14 protein-coding genes are annotated in these 15,107 nt (G+C 47.5%); 4 read left to right on the top strand and 10 right to left on the bottom strand.

The genetic code is table 11. The annotated features are described in order from the left end of the window. Nucleotides 1-35 precede the first annotated feature (35 nt). From tnpA to BFC17_RS03725, 3 genes are all read right to left on the bottom strand, one after another. Nucleotides 36-464: an IS200/IS605 family transposase gene (gene tnpA / locus BFC17_RS03735; RefSeq protein ID WP_070174559.1), complete on the bottom strand. Its 429-nt coding sequence runs from the start codon at nucleotides 462-464 to the stop codon at nucleotides 36-38. Between the two features lie 122 nt (nucleotides 465-586). Continuing rightward, the gene (locus BFC17_RS03730; protein ID WP_070175118.1) at nucleotides 587-1,825 is read right to left on the bottom strand and encodes a cystathionine gamma-synthase family protein; all 1,239 of its coding nucleotides are present in this window, start codon (nucleotides 1,823-1,825) and stop codon (nucleotides 587-589) included. Further along, on the bottom strand, nucleotides 1,822-2,430 hold the full coding sequence (locus BFC17_RS03725) for a 1-acyl-sn-glycerol-3-phosphate acyltransferase (protein WP_083271558.1): 609 nt from the start codon (nucleotides 2,428-2,430) through the stop codon (nucleotides 1,822-1,824). Before BFC17_RS03725 ends, BFC17_RS03730 begins: the two co-directional genes overlap by 4 nt. A 103-nt stretch (nucleotides 2,431-2,533) precedes the next feature. On the opposite strand from BFC17_RS03725, the gene BFC17_RS03720 reads away from it, so the two are divergent. Both BFC17_RS03720 and BFC17_RS03715 read left to right on the top strand, forming a co-directional pair. After that, complete coding sequence (locus BFC17_RS03720; RefSeq protein ID WP_070175117.1) at nucleotides 2,534-3,304, top strand: NRDE family protein; 771 nt, start codon at nucleotides 2,534-2,536, stop codon at nucleotides 3,302-3,304. Between the two features lie 205 nt (nucleotides 3,305-3,509). Next, on the top strand, nucleotides 3,510-4,706 hold the full coding sequence (locus BFC17_RS03715; protein ID WP_070175116.1) for an amino acid aminotransferase: 1,197 nt from the start codon (nucleotides 3,510-3,512) through the stop codon (nucleotides 4,704-4,706). A gap of 150 nt (nucleotides 4,707-4,856) precedes the next feature. Here BFC17_RS03715 and BFC17_RS03710 read toward each other — a convergent pair whose 3' ends face one another. The 5 genes from BFC17_RS03710 to BFC17_RS03690 all read right to left on the bottom strand — a co-directional run bounded on the left by BFC17_RS03710 (nucleotide 4,857) and on the right by BFC17_RS03690 (nucleotide 10,818). Next, nucleotides 4,857-5,216, bottom strand: a complete 360-nt coding sequence (locus BFC17_RS03710) for a DUF6404 family protein (protein WP_139141988.1) — start codon at nucleotides 5,214-5,216, stop codon at nucleotides 4,857-4,859. A 54-nt stretch (nucleotides 5,217-5,270) separates the two neighbouring features. Then, the gene (locus BFC17_RS03705) at nucleotides 5,271-5,777 is read right to left on the bottom strand and encodes a YqiA/YcfP family alpha/beta fold hydrolase (protein ID WP_070175114.1); all 507 of its coding nucleotides are present in this window, start codon (nucleotides 5,775-5,777) and stop codon (nucleotides 5,271-5,273) included. A gap of 119 nt (nucleotides 5,778-5,896) precedes the next feature. Next, on the bottom strand, nucleotides 5,897-6,262 hold the full coding sequence (locus tag BFC17_RS03700) for a hypothetical protein (protein ID WP_070175113.1): 366 nt from the start codon (nucleotides 6,260-6,262) through the stop codon (nucleotides 5,897-5,899). A 188-nt stretch (nucleotides 6,263-6,450) separates the two neighbouring features. Beyond that, nucleotides 6,451-9,606: an efflux RND transporter permease subunit gene (locus BFC17_RS03695; RefSeq protein WP_070175112.1), complete on the bottom strand. Its 3,156-nt coding sequence runs from the start codon at nucleotides 9,604-9,606 to the stop codon at nucleotides 6,451-6,453. A gap of 3 nt (nucleotides 9,607-9,609) precedes the next feature. Next, complete coding sequence (locus BFC17_RS03690; RefSeq protein ID WP_070175111.1) at nucleotides 9,610-10,818, bottom strand: efflux RND transporter periplasmic adaptor subunit; 1,209 nt, start codon at nucleotides 10,816-10,818, stop codon at nucleotides 9,610-9,612. A 277-nt stretch (nucleotides 10,819-11,095) separates the two neighbouring features. Between BFC17_RS03690 and BFC17_RS03685 the strand changes: the two genes are divergently transcribed. Beyond that, the gene (locus BFC17_RS03685; protein ID WP_070175110.1) at nucleotides 11,096-11,404 is read left to right on the top strand and encodes an isoamylase early set domain-containing protein; all 309 of its coding nucleotides are present in this window, start codon (nucleotides 11,096-11,098) and stop codon (nucleotides 11,402-11,404) included. A gap of 54 nt (nucleotides 11,405-11,458) precedes the next feature. On the opposite strand, the gene BFC17_RS03680 is transcribed toward BFC17_RS03685, so the two are convergent. Together BFC17_RS03680 and BFC17_RS03675 are read right to left on the bottom strand one after the other, a co-directional pair. Beyond that, the gene (locus BFC17_RS03680) at nucleotides 11,459-12,388 is read right to left on the bottom strand and encodes an electron transfer flavoprotein subunit alpha/FixB family protein (RefSeq protein ID WP_070175109.1); all 930 of its coding nucleotides are present in this window, start codon (nucleotides 12,386-12,388) and stop codon (nucleotides 11,459-11,461) included. After that, nucleotides 12,385-13,137 (bottom strand): electron transfer flavoprotein subunit beta/FixA family protein, encoded by a 753-nt coding sequence (locus BFC17_RS03675; RefSeq protein WP_070175130.1) that lies wholly within the window; start codon nucleotides 13,135-13,137, stop codon nucleotides 12,385-12,387. Before BFC17_RS03675 ends, BFC17_RS03680 begins: the two co-directional genes overlap by 4 nt. Before the next feature lie 273 nt (nucleotides 13,138-13,410). Between BFC17_RS03675 and BFC17_RS03670 the strand changes: the two genes are divergently transcribed. Next, nucleotides 13,411-15,057 (top strand): electron transfer flavoprotein-ubiquinone oxidoreductase, encoded by a 1,647-nt coding sequence (locus BFC17_RS03670; RefSeq protein WP_070175108.1) that lies wholly within the window; start codon nucleotides 13,411-13,413, stop codon nucleotides 15,055-15,057. Nucleotides 15,058-15,107 lie beyond the last annotated feature (50 nt).

The raw sequence follows: 15,107 nt of genomic DNA, 5'->3' as shown, positions 1-15,107 counted from the left end.
ATAGATTCCCCCGGGCATGCCCGGGGTTCTTTCTGTTACAGCTCCATTCGGAGCTGATCTGAATCCTTCCGACCTTGATGCTCAACGTAGTTCCGTATTGTGTGCTCGTCTAAGCCTACGCTGCTTACAAAGTAACCCGGCGACCAAACAATATTTTCATTCCAATAGACCTTTCCTAGCCATTTGAATGTCTTTCTCATGTTTGACGCTGACTGGGCTTTGAGTTTACCCATCACTTCTGCTATCGAGTATTTCGGTGGAATGACCATCAACATGTGCATATGGTCATTATCAAAGCCCATTCGCTCTATCGTTACGCCGGGCATACTTCGAAGCAGCTTCGGCAACACTTTGCGCAAATACTCCACGACGAAAGGCTTCAGTATCCGACGCCTGTATTTGGTTACCCAGACGACGTGATATTGAAGTCTATATAGACCATGTGATGAGACTCGAACTTCCATCTTCGTAGCATACAGGCCTCGGACTCATTCATCCACGGGTAAACCCGTGGTGTTCTGTCGCTTCGCGACCGGTCACATAAAAAAACCTGCATTACGCAGGTTTTTTTAGCGGTTAAATATTTTTAAAATTTCGCCAGCGCCTGTTCAAAATCGGCCACCAGGTCATCCGTATCTTCAATACCCACCGACATTCTGATCATGGTTTCAGTTATGCCCATTCGCGCCCGCTCACGCTGACCGTTCTCGTAAAATATGGTCGAAGCCACAGGCAGAGCCAGGGTGCGGGTATCACCCAGATGAGTAGCCGATAGCACTAGCCTGAGCTCGTCCAGAAAAGCACAGGGATCAATACCCGGCACCAAATCAAAGCTTAAAATCGCACCATAGCTGCCCAGTTGTTCCCGCGCGGCAAAGTGTTGTGGGTGATTAGACAAGCCCGGGTAATAAACACATTCAATTTTTTTCTGGCTTTCCAGATACGTTGCCAGCTTCATGGCATTTTTAGTACTGCGTTCCAGACGCAGCGACATCGTTTCGATACCCACGGAAATCAGGTGTGCTGATTGGGCAGACAACGTTGCCCCCAGGTCGCGCAGGCCTTTTTTCTTAATCTGAGTAATCCCCCACAGACGCTCGTCTGCGCCCTGATACTGCGACTTGATATTGTGGAAACCAGTCCAGTCAAAATTGCCCATATCGGTAACCGCGCCACCTAACACATGGCCGTGGCCGCCGTGATATTTGGTAAGAGAACTAAGCACCAGGGAAACCTTCATGGCTTTGGCATCAAAAGATGGCGGTGGTGTCATGGTATTATCCACCATGTAAACCAGCTTTTCTTCTTCACACCACTTACCAATGGCACGTAAATCCGCTACCTGGGTAACCGGATTTGCAATCGTTTCGGTAAAGACCCCGCGGGTGTTTGGTTTTTTAGCCGCAATAACCTGCTGGATTGAAGTAACATCAACAAAGGTCAGCTCAACGCCTAAATCCATCAGGGTGTCGAGAAAACTGCGGGTATTGCCAAACAAATACTGACTAACAATTAAGTGATCGCCCGCCTTAAACAGCGATAAGATAGTGCTGGTGATAGCCGCCATGCCTGTGGCAAAGCAGGCACTGGCAACACCGCCCTCAAGATCAGCAATGATATTTTGCAGCGCGGCCATCGAACCTGATGAGGAACGCCCGTAAACATGCCCCAGTTTCTTGCCCTGGAACACATCGACTAAGTCTTGTGTTTTTTCAAATTCGAATAAGACAGAATTGGTCGTACTGGCATGTACGGCCCCATCCGTAGGATGATTGAGACGTCTGTCGGCATGGACTTGACGAGTGGTTACTCCCGGTTTGGTCACGCTTTGGGCTCCGTAATTGTTTGCTGCGGGTATTTAGCGGTGACGGTTCGATAAAAGGCATATACCGATTCCATCGACACCGTTACATCTTTGGATACTGTAAGGACGGGTCCGAATACCACCATTTTACGTTGGTAATCAAGGCCGACACACTGGATGGGAATTCTAGCGGTTTGTGCAATGTAAAGAAAGCCGCTTTTCCAAGGATACACCGCTTTTCGTGTGCCTTCTGGCGCTAATGCTAACAACAGCTGCTGAGAACGGCGAATTCTGCCAGCGATCTCGCCCACCACACCATGAGCACGATTACGATTAACCGGTATACCGCCCAATCTGCGCATTACGCCCCCTAAGGGGCCTTCGAACAGGCTGTGCTTACCTAAAAACGCGACTTCAAGCCCCAGCGCCAGTTTAAACATAACGCCCAGCACAAAATCCCAGTTTGAGGTATGAGGCCCAACGGCTAGTACCAGCCGCGGCTGATTGGCCAGTTCACCGCTAATTCGCCAGCCCCTGGCCCTAAGCCACCAACGGCAGCATTTACCGCAAAACCCAACCGGATAATGCGGTACTGATTGAGGCAATGGTGTGTCGAATGACTGCATATTCCGCCACCAATGAGTTATTCTTATGCCTTTATTGTAACCGCATTCGCCACATCCGACAGTGTGTTTTGTTGTGCAGTGGTTGTGAGGTAACGGTTTTATCATGTGTATTATTTTTGTCGCGCTAAATCAGCACCCGCAGTATCCGCTGATTATTGCTGCTAATCGGGATGAATTCTATCAGCGACCGACCCAGCCCAGTCACTGGTGGCAGTCTCCACCGATACTGGCGGGTAAGGATTTGTCCGCGGGCGGCAGTTGGATGGGAATGTCCCGTAGCGGTCATATTGCTGCACTGACGAATATACGTGACCCAAACAGGGTAAAAACTCAGGTACGCAGTCGCGGTGAACTGGTTGTTGATTATTTACGCCAGACAATGCCCGAATCACAGTTCAGCCAGGAGCTGGCCGCCAACCGTGATGCCTACAACGGATATAATCTGTTGTTTGGACACTTAACCTGTTTGCAGGTTTACCACAATCATAGCAACAGCTTTACGCGCCTTGAGAACGGCTTTCATGGTCTTTCCAACGCCGCGCTGAATACCCCGTGGCCCAAAATAACCCGCGGTATAACGGCTTTATCCGACTATATTGGTAAACATACAGACATTGAGCCAGACACACTGTTTGCTCTGCTTGCCGACAACACACTGGCGGCCAGGTCCGAGTTGCCGGATACCGGCGTACCGCTGGAATGGGAACAGCGTTTATCTTCTATCTTTATTCGTTCTGAGGAATACGGCACCCGCAGCTCTACCCTGGTATTGTTAGATCACCAGTACAACGTCAGCTGGCTTGAGCGCGAATTTAATCACAGCAATACTGATTTTGTATCCCGTCAATTTAACTGGAAAATTGTGCAGGAATAATGGCTTTTTTATTCGATTTTGGCCCGGTTGATGGCATAATGCGCAGCCCGACTGGTTAACTCCCGTGCCAGCGGAAGATGATGAAGTGGTCAATGTATTAGCCGTCGACGACGATAAAGCAAAACCACCGTTATTTGAGTTTGTGAAAGCCCAGGACTGTTCATAAACTTAGTGAACCGATTCCTGTACATTTAGAGGACATAACGTGTTTGAAGTGCTACCCCAACTTGCCCCGGATCCGATTCTTGGTTTGTCTGCTGCGTTTAAACAAGACACTAACCCTAATAAGATTGACTTAGGTGTTGGCGTTTATAAAGACGAGCAAGGCAATACCCCTATTTTATCTGCGGTAGCCAAGGCGCAAACCATTCTGCTTGAGCGCGAGAAGTCTAAAACCTATATCACCCCACAAGGTGTGCAAGGTTTTATCGACGGCATGCTGGCACTAATTCTGGGCGAGAAAAGCCCGGTATTAATGGCTGACCGCGTTGCCGCTGTACAAGCACCCGGTGGCTGTGGCTCACTGCGTATCCTGGCGGAGTTACTGACCCGCGTTAATAAAGACACCAAAGTGTGGATCAGCGATCCGACCTGGGCAAACCACATTCCGTTAATGGCAAATGCCGGTCTGAGCCTGGAAACCTATCCCTACTTTGACAAAGCCTCTGCGTCTATTCGCTTTGACGCCATGATGGAAACCCTGCGCACTGTAGAAAAAGGTGACGTAGTATTACTGCACGGTTGCTGCCACAACCCTACCGGTGCCGACCTGACCAAAGAACAATGGCAGGAAGTCGTAAATGTTGCCAAAGAACGTGAGTTCCTGCCGTTTGTTGACTTAGCCTACCAGGGCTTTGGTGACGGTCTGGAAGAAGATGCCTACGGCGTTCGCTTACTTTGCGAAAACCTGCCGGAAGTGATTATTGCCGCTTCTTGTAGCAAAAACTTTGGCCTCTACCGTGAGCGAGTAGGTTTAGCTGCAATTGTTACCGCAGACAGCGCAACTAAAACCATTGCTCAGGCACAAATTCAGGCCGTTGCCCGTGGCATGTACTCTATGCCTCCAAGCTACGGCGGTGCACTGGTTGATATCATTTTATCTGACGTTGCTCTTAAGCAAGAATGGGTTAGCGAAGTAAACGAAATGCGTAACCGCATGTCGACCCTGCGTAGCCTGTTGGTGGATAAACTGACCTCATACGGCGCTCAGAAAGACTTTAGTTTCGTTAACAATCAAAAAGGCATGTTCTCGTTCCTGTGTATTACGCCGGAACAAGTACAAAAAATGCGTAACGAACACAGCGTTTACTTTGTAGATTCAAGCCGCGTAAACGTTGCTGGTATCAGCCAGGCCAACATTGACGCGCTGGCAAAAGCCATGGTTGCTGTGATTAACGGTTAACCGCTACAACACAAAGAATAAAGCCCTTACTGCAATTTTAAATTAGCATCAGTAAGGGCTTTTTTTGTCTTAAGAACAACAGTAACTACAGCAGACGGTGACATTACCTGGTGAACAGGTAAAACCCCTCAGGCCAATCCTCGCTTTTTATCAAAGTTGTGACCACTCGGATAAATGGTTGGTTTTGCCGCTGATTTTATAATAAAGCGCCATCAATCCGCCAAACATCGCTCCCGCCATTAGCGCTATGCTGAGCGAGAAAATCGGAGAGTCACCACCCATCAATCCAGCTAATACCCACATAGCAAGCCCCCAGGTTAAGCCAAAACAACTCCCCAGCAGGATAAAATTAACCAACGGGGAATTATAATGATACGGGCGTACCTTAAATCCCAGTTTTAGGAGCAAGTTGAAAAACGGCGGGGCGTAATTGGATTTGCTTATCTTTGATTGTTCAAGCTCTTTCATCGCTGCGTTCAGTTTGTCCTGATAATCCATTTGATTACTCAATGTAATATTCCTGAACGCTCAATCCCTGAAAGCTAGCACTTGGCGTTTTATAGTCTAAGCACGATGGTCGGTTAAACGCTCAAACAGAAACTGTCGAAACAGCACACCAACCGCTTTAAGAGAATCATTAAGTCGGTGGTCGCCTGGGATCAGATGCAAGGTAATATTGAGTTGCTTAGCAAAATTAAGCACGTTTTCGGCGGGAATAATCTCGTCCTGCCAGCCATGAACACAAGTCACCGGACAGGTTACCGGATATTCCTGTACCTTATAGCCGGGCATAGCCACCGCTGGAGCGAGCAAAAATACCCCTTTTACCGGGTGCTGCAACGCCGCTACCAAAGATACGTAGCCGCCCATGCTGGAGCCAACTAACAATACTTCCGGATCATCTTCGGGCATCGCCTCAAGAAGCATTTCCACCCGGCGTTCAGGATCGAGCGTTTCGCTATAGTCGATACTCTTAATCTGACATCCCATTTCTTCAGCAATATCAGCCAGGTACCGTATTTTTGTTCCCCACGGACCACTTTCTCTACCGTGCGAAAAGATTACTTTCACGCATAACTCCTTTGTTTTAAGGAGTAATTATCCGACATTGAGGATAAATAACAATGGTATTTATCTGACATTATACGATTTTCATGTCAATTTCGTTAACCTCGTCTTAAACGACGAGATTACGCGGCAGCGGCCCAGTCTTTCAGGTAGCTCTGCTGAACCAGTCCCTGCAGCTTTTTGCAGGCCTGAACATATTTACTATCACGCTGATAATAAACCTGCTCCACAATCCGGCCTTTTTCATCAATTAAAAAACTGGCTAAGCGGGCTTTACGGTGAGGTAAATAGAACTGATGCAAGGACAACCGTCGGCTTACCGGTAAATTGGCAATAATCTGGTAAAAACAAAACGGCAGTTTCATGGTCATCGCCCGGCTATCACCGCCACTCAGTTTAAGCACCTGCTGAAAAGCATCATGGCCTTCACCTACCGATATACCAAAACGTTGCACTAAGTTGTCTATGGTTTTTAATCCTGTTTGCATAACAATACCCTCAATACTGTATATGCAAACAGTACTGTATAATTTATCAGCATTCAAGCTTTTTGTGATTTATTTTAAACCGGTTTATTTTGGTAAAAGAATAACGGCGAGGTGATTTGTGGTATCCGCCACAAAAAAGGCCAGCAAAAGCTGGCCTGATTGAATTGCGCTAAAGAACTTACCTAACACTACCTGGCAATCGTTTCTCCCTTAGGGTCAGCGTTCAGCACCGACTTTTTATTGTGGGTCAGCCCTTTCTTTATGTCATCGAGAATGACATACAAGGCAGGCACAAGCAGCAGGGTAATCACGGTGGCAAATAAAATACCAAACGCCAGCGATATCGCCATCGGGATCACCACCTGCGCTTGCAGGCTTCGCTCAAAAATAATCGGGACAAGACCCATAAAGGTTGTCAGCGAAGTAAGAATAATAGCGCGGAAACGCTGGGTGCCAGCATTAATGGCTGCGTCCATTAAATGGTGCCCTTCTTTCCTCGCCCGGTTAACAAAATCCACCATGATCAGGCTGTCGTTAACCACCACGCCGGATAACGCAATAATCCCACAAATAGATAATACGCTTACGGCATGGCCCAGCATTAAATGCCCTACAATAGCGCCGACAACGCCAAATGGAATCACCGACATAATGATCAGCGGCTGAGTGTAAGAGCGCAACGGAACAGCCAGTAATGCGTAGATTGCAAATAATGCAAACAGTAGCCCTTGTACTAACGATGCCATCGCGTCCATTTGCTCCCGGGAGTTGCCTTGCAGTTTAAATTCAACCTGTGGGTATTTTTGCATGATTTCAGGGATGACTTTGCCAATCATCTCCATGGTGACTTCGTTGGGCTCTTGTATTTCCTCATCGACCGAGGCAGTCACGGTAACCGAGCGGCGTCCGTCTACGCGAATAATTGAGTCATAGCCTTTGCCCAGATTAATATCGGCAACTTGTTCAAATGGTACGTCCTGACCAGCCGGCGAACGAACCCGCATTGTCTCGAGGTGGCCAATGGAATTACGCTCTTCTTTGGGGTAGCGCACCATGACTTTTATTTCTTCATCGTCACGCTGAACCCGCTGTACTTCGGCACCATAAAAACCGTAGCGCACCTGTTGCCCTAACTGCTGAAGAGTAATACCAAGGGCTTCAGCCTGTGGTTTTAACTGCAGCTGAATTTCATCGGCACCACCGGCAAAAGTATCATTGATGTCTGCAACACCGTTGTATTGAGATAACGCCGCTTTCACATCCTTACTGATCTGTTCGAGCTGTTGAATATCGGTTGAGCTGAACTCAAAACTCATGTCCGCCCCGCCGCCGGGCCCTCCGGGCGCATTAAAGTTTAAGGTTTTGACACCGGGAATTTCTGGCATCAGCTCTCGCCAACGGCTTTGAATCTCGGTATCAGTAATCGTCCGCGACTCCCCTTTGCTGAGCTCGGCAAACACCTGCCCGCCCAGCGAGCCCTGATCAAACGCCACGGCATGGCTGATCACGCTGGTGCCGGTTTCACGACGAATTTGCTCATCCATGCGATACATGCTGTCCAGCAGCGTATCCAGTGCTTTATCACGCTGAACTAACGAAGAACCCGGCTCCAGCTCCACAGACGCCATGATAAAGTCGCTGGGGATGGTAGGGAAAAACACAAATCTGACATAGTCACCTTTAAACAGGCCGTAGGTCAGAATCAACATACTGACAAATGCCGCCAGCGTGACATACCGGGCTTTAACTGCTTTAACCAGAAACGGCGCATAAATATTTTTGATAAAAGACTTGATGCCTTCGCTAAAGAAATCGCGAAACTTCTGGAAACGGTTTGCCTTAGCCGGGTCGTAAGGTTTCAGCCGCATATGCGCAAGGTGAGCAGGCAGGATCAGCTTGGACTCGATCAGCGAGAATGTCAGACAGACAACCACCACCAACCCGATAGTCTTCCAGATTACGCCAAAGGGCCCTGACACCATTAACATTGGAGAAAATGCCGCAATGGTGGTCAGTACCCCGAAAGTCGCTGGCATGGCGACTTTTTTAACGCCCGCGATCACGTTATCAGTGCTGTGGCCTTTGGCATCTATTTCAGAATAAGCCGACTCCCCCATAATTATGGCGTCATCCACGACGATACCAAGCACCAGAATAAAGGCAAACAGGCTCAACATGTTTATCGAAACCCCCAGCATGTCCATGGGCAGAATCATCAGCGTGCCCAAAAAACACACCGGCAAGCCCACGATAACCCAGAAGGCGAGCTTAATTTTTAAAAACAGTGACAAGACTAAAAACACCAGCAAGCCACCCCAGAACATGTTTTCCAGCATCATATTGAGACGATCCGCCAGATAAAACGATGAGTCGCCCCAGGCATCGGCTTTAATGTGAGCGGGAAAATCTTTTTTATGTTCTTTCAGGTACCGGTTAACCTCTTTGGAGATCTCCAGCGCGTTTTGATCGCCAACAGCTTTAACGCGTACGTTAACCGCGGGTTGATTATCAAACATTGCGTACTGGGGGTCCTCCACAAAACCATCATCAATGGTGGCAATATCGCCCAGGGTTAAACGCGAGCCATCGGCTCGGGTGAGCAACACTATTTGTGCAAACTCCCATCCGGTATAGGCCTGTCCTTTCGTCCGCAGTAATATGTTGCCGTTATCCGATTTGATGGCACCACCGGGTAAATCCACCGAAGACTGGCGAACCGCGTTGACCACTTCCGAAAAAGTGAGATTATATTTTTGCAGCGTGTATTCAGACAGCTCTATCGAAATTTCATAGTCGCGATCGCCTACGACCTGAACATTGGAAATACCGGGTAAATTAGCCACCTCATCACGCAGGTTTTTAGCAAATTCTTTTAACTCACGCTCACTGGCTTCGCCATACACTGCAATCCACAGCACGTCCTGCTGAAATTTAGTGCGGTAAACCACCGGTTTTTCCGTATTCCCGGGAAAGCTGGGAATGGCATCAACCTGAGATTTGACCTCATCGAGTACGACCTGAACGTCGTAATCGTCGTCCACCTCAATACTTACGGTGCCCATGCCTTCGGTGGCGGTTGAAGTCATTTTTTTGATGCCATCAAGATCTTTTATCGCATCTTCAACCTTCAGCAACACGCCTTCTTCTACTTCCTGTGGCGCAGCGCCGAGATAAGGTACCCGTACCGAAATAAGATTAATTTCGAAATTAGGAAACACCTGCTTTTGGATACTGATAGCACCAAACACACCACCAAGCAGCAGGATCCACATTAGCAGATTGGCTGCCACACTGTTGCGGGCAAACCAGGCAATAAGACCTTTGTGCGTATTATATGACTGCATGGTTTATTCTCCGGATGTTTCCAGGGTGACATCCTGTTCCAGTACGTCCTGCTCGATTGGATCTTTTTCCGGGAGGCGAACAGGCATACCATTATACGGATTAGGCACAGCACTTCTGACCACCCGGTCGCCGTTAGTTAAACCGGCTGCAATGTAAACAGACTCAGGACTTGAACGGGCAATCTCAACCCGTTTAATTTGTAATTCGTTGTTGTCATCAGCCACCAGAACCGTGCCGTCCAGGCGCAGTAAGTTTCGCGGAATAACGATCAGCGACCGTGCATCAGTGCCACTGATAACCGCCTGAACAAACTGACCAAAGCGCAGTGGTGCAGCATGTGTATCACTGTTTCGCAGATACGGATCGTTCACCTCAACCACCGCATAAATCAGTCGATTACTGGTATCCAAAACGCCTTCACTGCGCACCAGCGTGCCCTGCCACTGCTGAAATTTGCCCCCCAGAGTAGCATTCAGGGTCACCGGATTCTTATGCGTAATACCAGCCTCAAGATCAATAAACGCCAAATCTGCATCCGTTAAGGGTAAGCGTACCTCAGCCACTTCGGTTGCATAGACTTCACCTACTAAAGCGCCGGTACCAACAAACTGACCCAGGTCTGCGTTGCGTTCGATTACTATACCGTCGTAAGGGGCTACTACCTGAGTTCGGCTGAGGTTTCGCTGGGCCCTGGCCAGTTTGGCCTTAGCAGCTTTAACATTGGCCTGCTCTTTAGCTAGCTGTGGCTTACGCAAGCCCAACTCAGGCGGGATCACCCCATTTACCGAGCGCCATTCTTCGGCTGCCACTTTACCCCGGGCTATTTCTTCCTGCAGTGCGGCTTCGGCCTGCGCCAGCTCGGCTTCTGCCAGGCTCAGGTCGGTCTGGTAATCATCCTGTTCCAGAGTTAACAGCACATCGCCTTTACTGAAAAATCCACCCACCACAAAGTTATCAGCGATTGCCACTACCCTGCCACTCACCTGAGTGGCAATACTGGTTTTGTGTTTGGGCTGAACATTGCCCTGGCTACTAACCGTAAACTCCACCTGTTCGGTGAACACAGGTTGTGCATCCACTAAAAATGCCAGTGTTTCCACTTCTTTTTTTTCCGGAGGTTTTTTGCTCAGCACCATCACTGTGGCAGCAACAGCTGCCAGTCCCAACAGTATAAAAGGCAGGCCTGATTTTATCAGCGTCGAAGGCTTCATATCTGTGTCACTCAAGAATAGTCGGCTAAGTAAACTTAGCGCGTTTTATATTAGAATTATCTAAGATGGATTTTACGCATATTCAGCACTATTGGCTTCATTTCTTTTGTTAATAATTGTAACGGGAAAGCCTTGGCATAGTGTTGAGTTATTTTTCTACGGTTCAGACCAAAGCCTGCTTAATAAACCGGCTATTTTTAGACAAAAGCCCTTGAAACGTTGACTTTTTGAGCGTAACTTGAAATTAAATTACAGTTGTTGAGCAGGAGAGAAAACAATGAGTCTTAAAAAGCAATATTTGAAATCCAAGCCCGTTTGCAAGGTCACCTTTAAGCTTACAGCAAGTGAAGCAAATAATGCGGAAACAGCAAAGCTGGTTGGCGACTTTAATGAATGGGATATCGCAGCTGAGCCAATGAAAAAGCTCAAAAACGGTGATTTTACCCAAACCCTCAACCTCACTGCCGATTGTGAATATCAGTTCAGGTATTTACTCGATGATGAAAATTGGGAAAACGACTGGGCAGCTGATGCTTATAAACCCTCACCAATCAGTTTTGACGACAATTCTGTGGTGCGCGTTTAAACTACGGTAAAGCCCGGCAGTTCAAACTCACCGGGCTTTAATTTTACCGCAGGACTACCCTAAGGCACTTTCCAGTTCTGGCAGCGCCGCAAATAAGTCTGCCTCTAATCCGTAATCGGCCACCTGAAAAATAGGAGCTTCCGGGTCTTTATTGATCGCCACAATTACTTTTGAGTCTTTCATGCCGGCCAGATGCTGGATTGCACCCGATATCCCTACCGCAATGTAAAGTTCCGGGGCAACAATTTTACCTGTTTGACCAACCTGCATATCATTAGGCACGAAGCCCGCATCGACCGCAGCCCGGCTCGCGCCTACCGCAGCGCCAAGTTTATCCGCAATGCGTTCCAGCATGGCAAAATGCTCGCCATCCTGCATACCGCGACCACCTGAAATTATGATGTTGGCAGCGGTGAGTTCAGGTCGATCTGACTTGACCATTTCATCGCCTTCAAAGGTCACCTGAGTATTTTCAAAAACACTGTCAATAGCTTCTACAGCGGCACTATTACCCTCCGGCGCTGCATCGAAAGATGTTGCCCTGACCGTCAGTACTTTTACTTTATCACTGCTCTGTACTGTCGCAATCGCATTGCCTGCATAGATAGGCCGGATAAAAGTATCTGCGCTTTCAATACCAATCACATCCGATAACTGCACAACATCCAGTAAAGCCGCTACCCGGGGCATGAAATTCTTTCCGGTAGTAGTCGCAGCGGCCAGTATGTGGGTATAACCGCCAGCCAGACTCAGTACCAGCTCCGCAATATTCTCGGCCAACTGATGGGCATAAACGCTGTTATCGGCCACGATTACCTTACTCACGCCGGAAATTGCACTTGCCTGACTGGCCACCGCGGCACAGCCGGCCCCGGCCACCAACACATGAACCTCACCGCCAATCTCACTGGCAGCCGTTACCAGCTTATGCGTTTCTGCTTTTAACTGCGCATTATCATGCTCTGCGTAAATGAGTATGCTCATGAGATCACCTTTGCTTCGTCACGTAATTTGGCCACTAATTCGGCAACCGATTCAACTTTTACACCTGCACTTCTGGACGGTGGTGGCGTCACTTTTAACGTATTTACCCTTGGCGCAATATCCACGCCAAGCTCTTCCGTAGTCATCACTGCCAAAGGTTTACGTTTGGCTTTCATAATATCGGGTAATTTGGCGTAACGGGGTTCATTTAAGCGTAACTCAGTAGAAATTACCGCAGGTAATGTCAGTTTAAGCGTTTGCAAACCGCCGTCGATTTCGCGGGTAACCTTCACCTTGTCACCTTCTACATCAACCGCAGAGGCAAAGGTGCCTTGTGGTATTTTAGCCAGGGCTGAAAGCATCTGGGCTGTCTGATTATTGTCAGAATCGATGGATTGTTTACCAACCAGTACCAGACCAGGCTGTTCTTGTTCAACCAGCTTGGCCAGAATTTTTGCCACCTGAAGAGATTCAGGGAAACCATCACATTCAACATGGATCCCGCGGTCCGCTCCTAATGCCATTGCATTTCTTATTTGCTCCTGACAAGCCTTAGGACCAATGCTTACAGCAACAATCTCGGTCGCAACGCCTTTCTCTTTTAATCGAACTGCTTCTTCAACGGCGATTTCGCAAAAAGGATTCATTGCCATTTTAGTGTTAGTTAAATCAACGTCGGTCTGATCGGTTTTAATCCGAACTTTAACGTTGTAATCGATTACCCGCTTCACCGGAACAAGAATTTTCATATCCGCCTCATCCATCCTTCAAATTACTGTTGTTAAATAATATGCAAAAACCCGTGGCAATGTGATGACATCACCACAATGTAAGGCTACCATACAATATAATACACTTTTACAACATCTTTTGCATAAAATTTACTTTACAGTTGACGTAAACGTCAACCTTATTTAGTTTGACGCAACGCAATAAAAGCCGCAAAAGTAACGAATTGAGTTGCCAGTCAAAGGATGCAAAGAGAACAATAAATCAACCCATTAGCAATGAGGAGAATACTTGTGGAAAGAGAATCAATGGAGTTTGATGTAATTATTGTTGGCGCGGGCCCATCCGGACTTGCCACTGCGATAAGGCTTGCCCAGCAGGCACAGGAAGCTGACACAGAACTCTCGGTCTGTGTTGTTGAAAAAGGCTCCGAAGTGGGTGCACATATTTTATCCGGCGGCGTAATGGAAAGTGACGCTCTCAGCGAACTGATCCCCGACTGGCAGGAAAAAGGCGCGCCGCTTAATCAGCCGGTGACTGAAGATGCCACTTACCTGCTGCGTGATGAAACAGCCAGCATAAAACTGCCTGAATTTATTACACCCAGAACAATGCACAATAAGGGTAATTATATTGTATCGCTGGCTAACCTGTGTCGTTGGCTGGCCGAGCAGGCCGAGAGCCTGGGCATTGAGATCTTTCCGGGTTTTGCTGCGGCAAACATCCACTACAATGACGATGGCTCTGTGGGCGGAGTGATTACCGGGGATATGGGCGTGGCGGCCGATGGTTCGCATAAGGACAGCTATATGCCCGGCATGTTGCTTAAAGCCCGTTACACCGTGTTTGCCGAAGGTTGCCGCGGTCACCTTGGCAAAATGCTGATTGAAAAATTTGCGCTGGATAAGGAGGCCACGGCTCAGCATTACGCCATTGGATTTAAAGAGATCTGGCAAATTGATCCGGCAAAACATCAGCCGGGGTTAGTCATCCATACTGCGGGCTGGCCGCTGACTGAGGCGTCAGGCGGCAGTTATTTATACCATGCCGAAAATAATCAGGTTTTTGTTGGCCTGATTGTCGACTTAAATTACGACAATCCTTATTTAAGTCCTTTTGATGAATTTCAACGCATGAAGCACCACCCTTTATTTGCTCAATACTTAACCGGCGCAGAACGTTTAACCTATGGCGCAAGAGCAATTACTAAAGGCGGTTTTAATTCACTACCACAAATGGCTTTTCCGGGCGGTTGTTTGGTTGGTTGTAATGCTGGCACATTAAACTTTTCAAAAATTAAAGGCATTCATACTGCAATTAAATCAGGAAAAATGGCTGCGGAAGTCATTTTTAAACAATTAAACGAAACATCACCAACCGAATTTTGTGCAGATTTTAATCAAACGTATCAGCAAAGTGCATTACGTAAAGAACTTTTTAAAGCACGTAATTTTGGCCCGGCTTTGCATAAATTTGGTAATTTACTGGGTGGAGCGTTTAATACGCTCGAACAAAATGTATTTAACGGCAATATGGGATTAACCTTAAAAGATACGGTACCTGACTATAAAAAACTAAAATCTGCAGCTGAATGCCGGCCAATTAGTTATGAAAAACCGGATAATAAATTAAGTTTTGATAAATTATCTTCGGTTTATCTGGCCAATACCAATCACGATGAAGACCAGCCTTGTCACCTGCAACTGAAAGACCCGCAAATCCCGATCAGGGTTAATCTGCCCAGTTACGCGGAACCAGCACAGCGCTACTGCCCTGCTGGGGTTTACGAAATAGTTGAAGGTGATGAGAAAGAACCGGTATTTCAAATTAATGCGGCAAACTGTGTGCATTGCAAAACTTGCGACATTAAGGATCCTTCACAAAATATCCGTTGGTTTGTGCCAGAAGGCGCCAGCGGCCCTAATTACCCTAATATGTAAATAATTTATTAATTAAAATTATTTTTGAAAAAGTCACTTTTTAAATTAGA

The organism is Marisediminitalea lipolytica (assembly GCF_001758465.1).
In the GTDB taxonomy this organism is placed as follows: domain Bacteria; phylum Pseudomonadota; class Gammaproteobacteria; order Enterobacterales; family Alteromonadaceae; genus Alteromonas; species Alteromonas lipolytica.
The sequence above is the reverse complement of the archived record's forward strand: the minus strand, read 5'-3'. Positions and strand labels throughout refer to the sequence as shown.

What these genes read in the sequence shown, in the direction of transcription:
- tnpA (WP_070174559.1), bottom strand. Translation starts at nt 464, where the DNA reads ATGGAAGTTCGAGTCTCATCACATGGTCTATATAGACTTCAATATCAC.
- BFC17_RS03725 (WP_083271558.1), bottom strand. Translation starts at nt 2,430, where the DNA reads ATGCAGTCATTCGACACACCATTGCCTCAATCAGTACCGCATTATCCG.
- BFC17_RS03720 (WP_070175117.1), top strand. Translation starts at nt 2,534, where the DNA reads ATGTGTATTATTTTTGTCGCGCTAAATCAGCACCCGCAGTATCCGCTG.
- BFC17_RS03700 (WP_070175113.1), bottom strand. Translation starts at nt 6,262, where the DNA reads ATGCAAACAGGATTAAAAACCATAGACAACTTAGTGCAACGTTTTGGT.
- BFC17_RS03695 (WP_070175112.1), bottom strand. Translation starts at nt 9,606, where the DNA reads ATGCAGTCATATAATACGCACAAAGGTCTTATTGCCTGGTTTGCCCGC.
- BFC17_RS03690 (WP_070175111.1), bottom strand. Translation starts at nt 10,818, where the DNA reads ATGAAGCCTTCGACGCTGATAAAATCAGGCCTGCCTTTTATACTGTTG.
- BFC17_RS03685 (WP_070175110.1), top strand. Translation starts at nt 11,096, where the DNA reads ATGAGTCTTAAAAAGCAATATTTGAAATCCAAGCCCGTTTGCAAGGTC.
- BFC17_RS03680 (WP_070175109.1), bottom strand. Translation starts at nt 12,388, where the DNA reads ATGAGCATACTCATTTACGCAGAGCATGATAATGCGCAGTTAAAAGCA.
- BFC17_RS03675 (WP_070175130.1), bottom strand. Translation starts at nt 13,137, where the DNA reads ATGAAAATTCTTGTTCCGGTGAAGCGGGTAATCGATTACAACGTTAAA.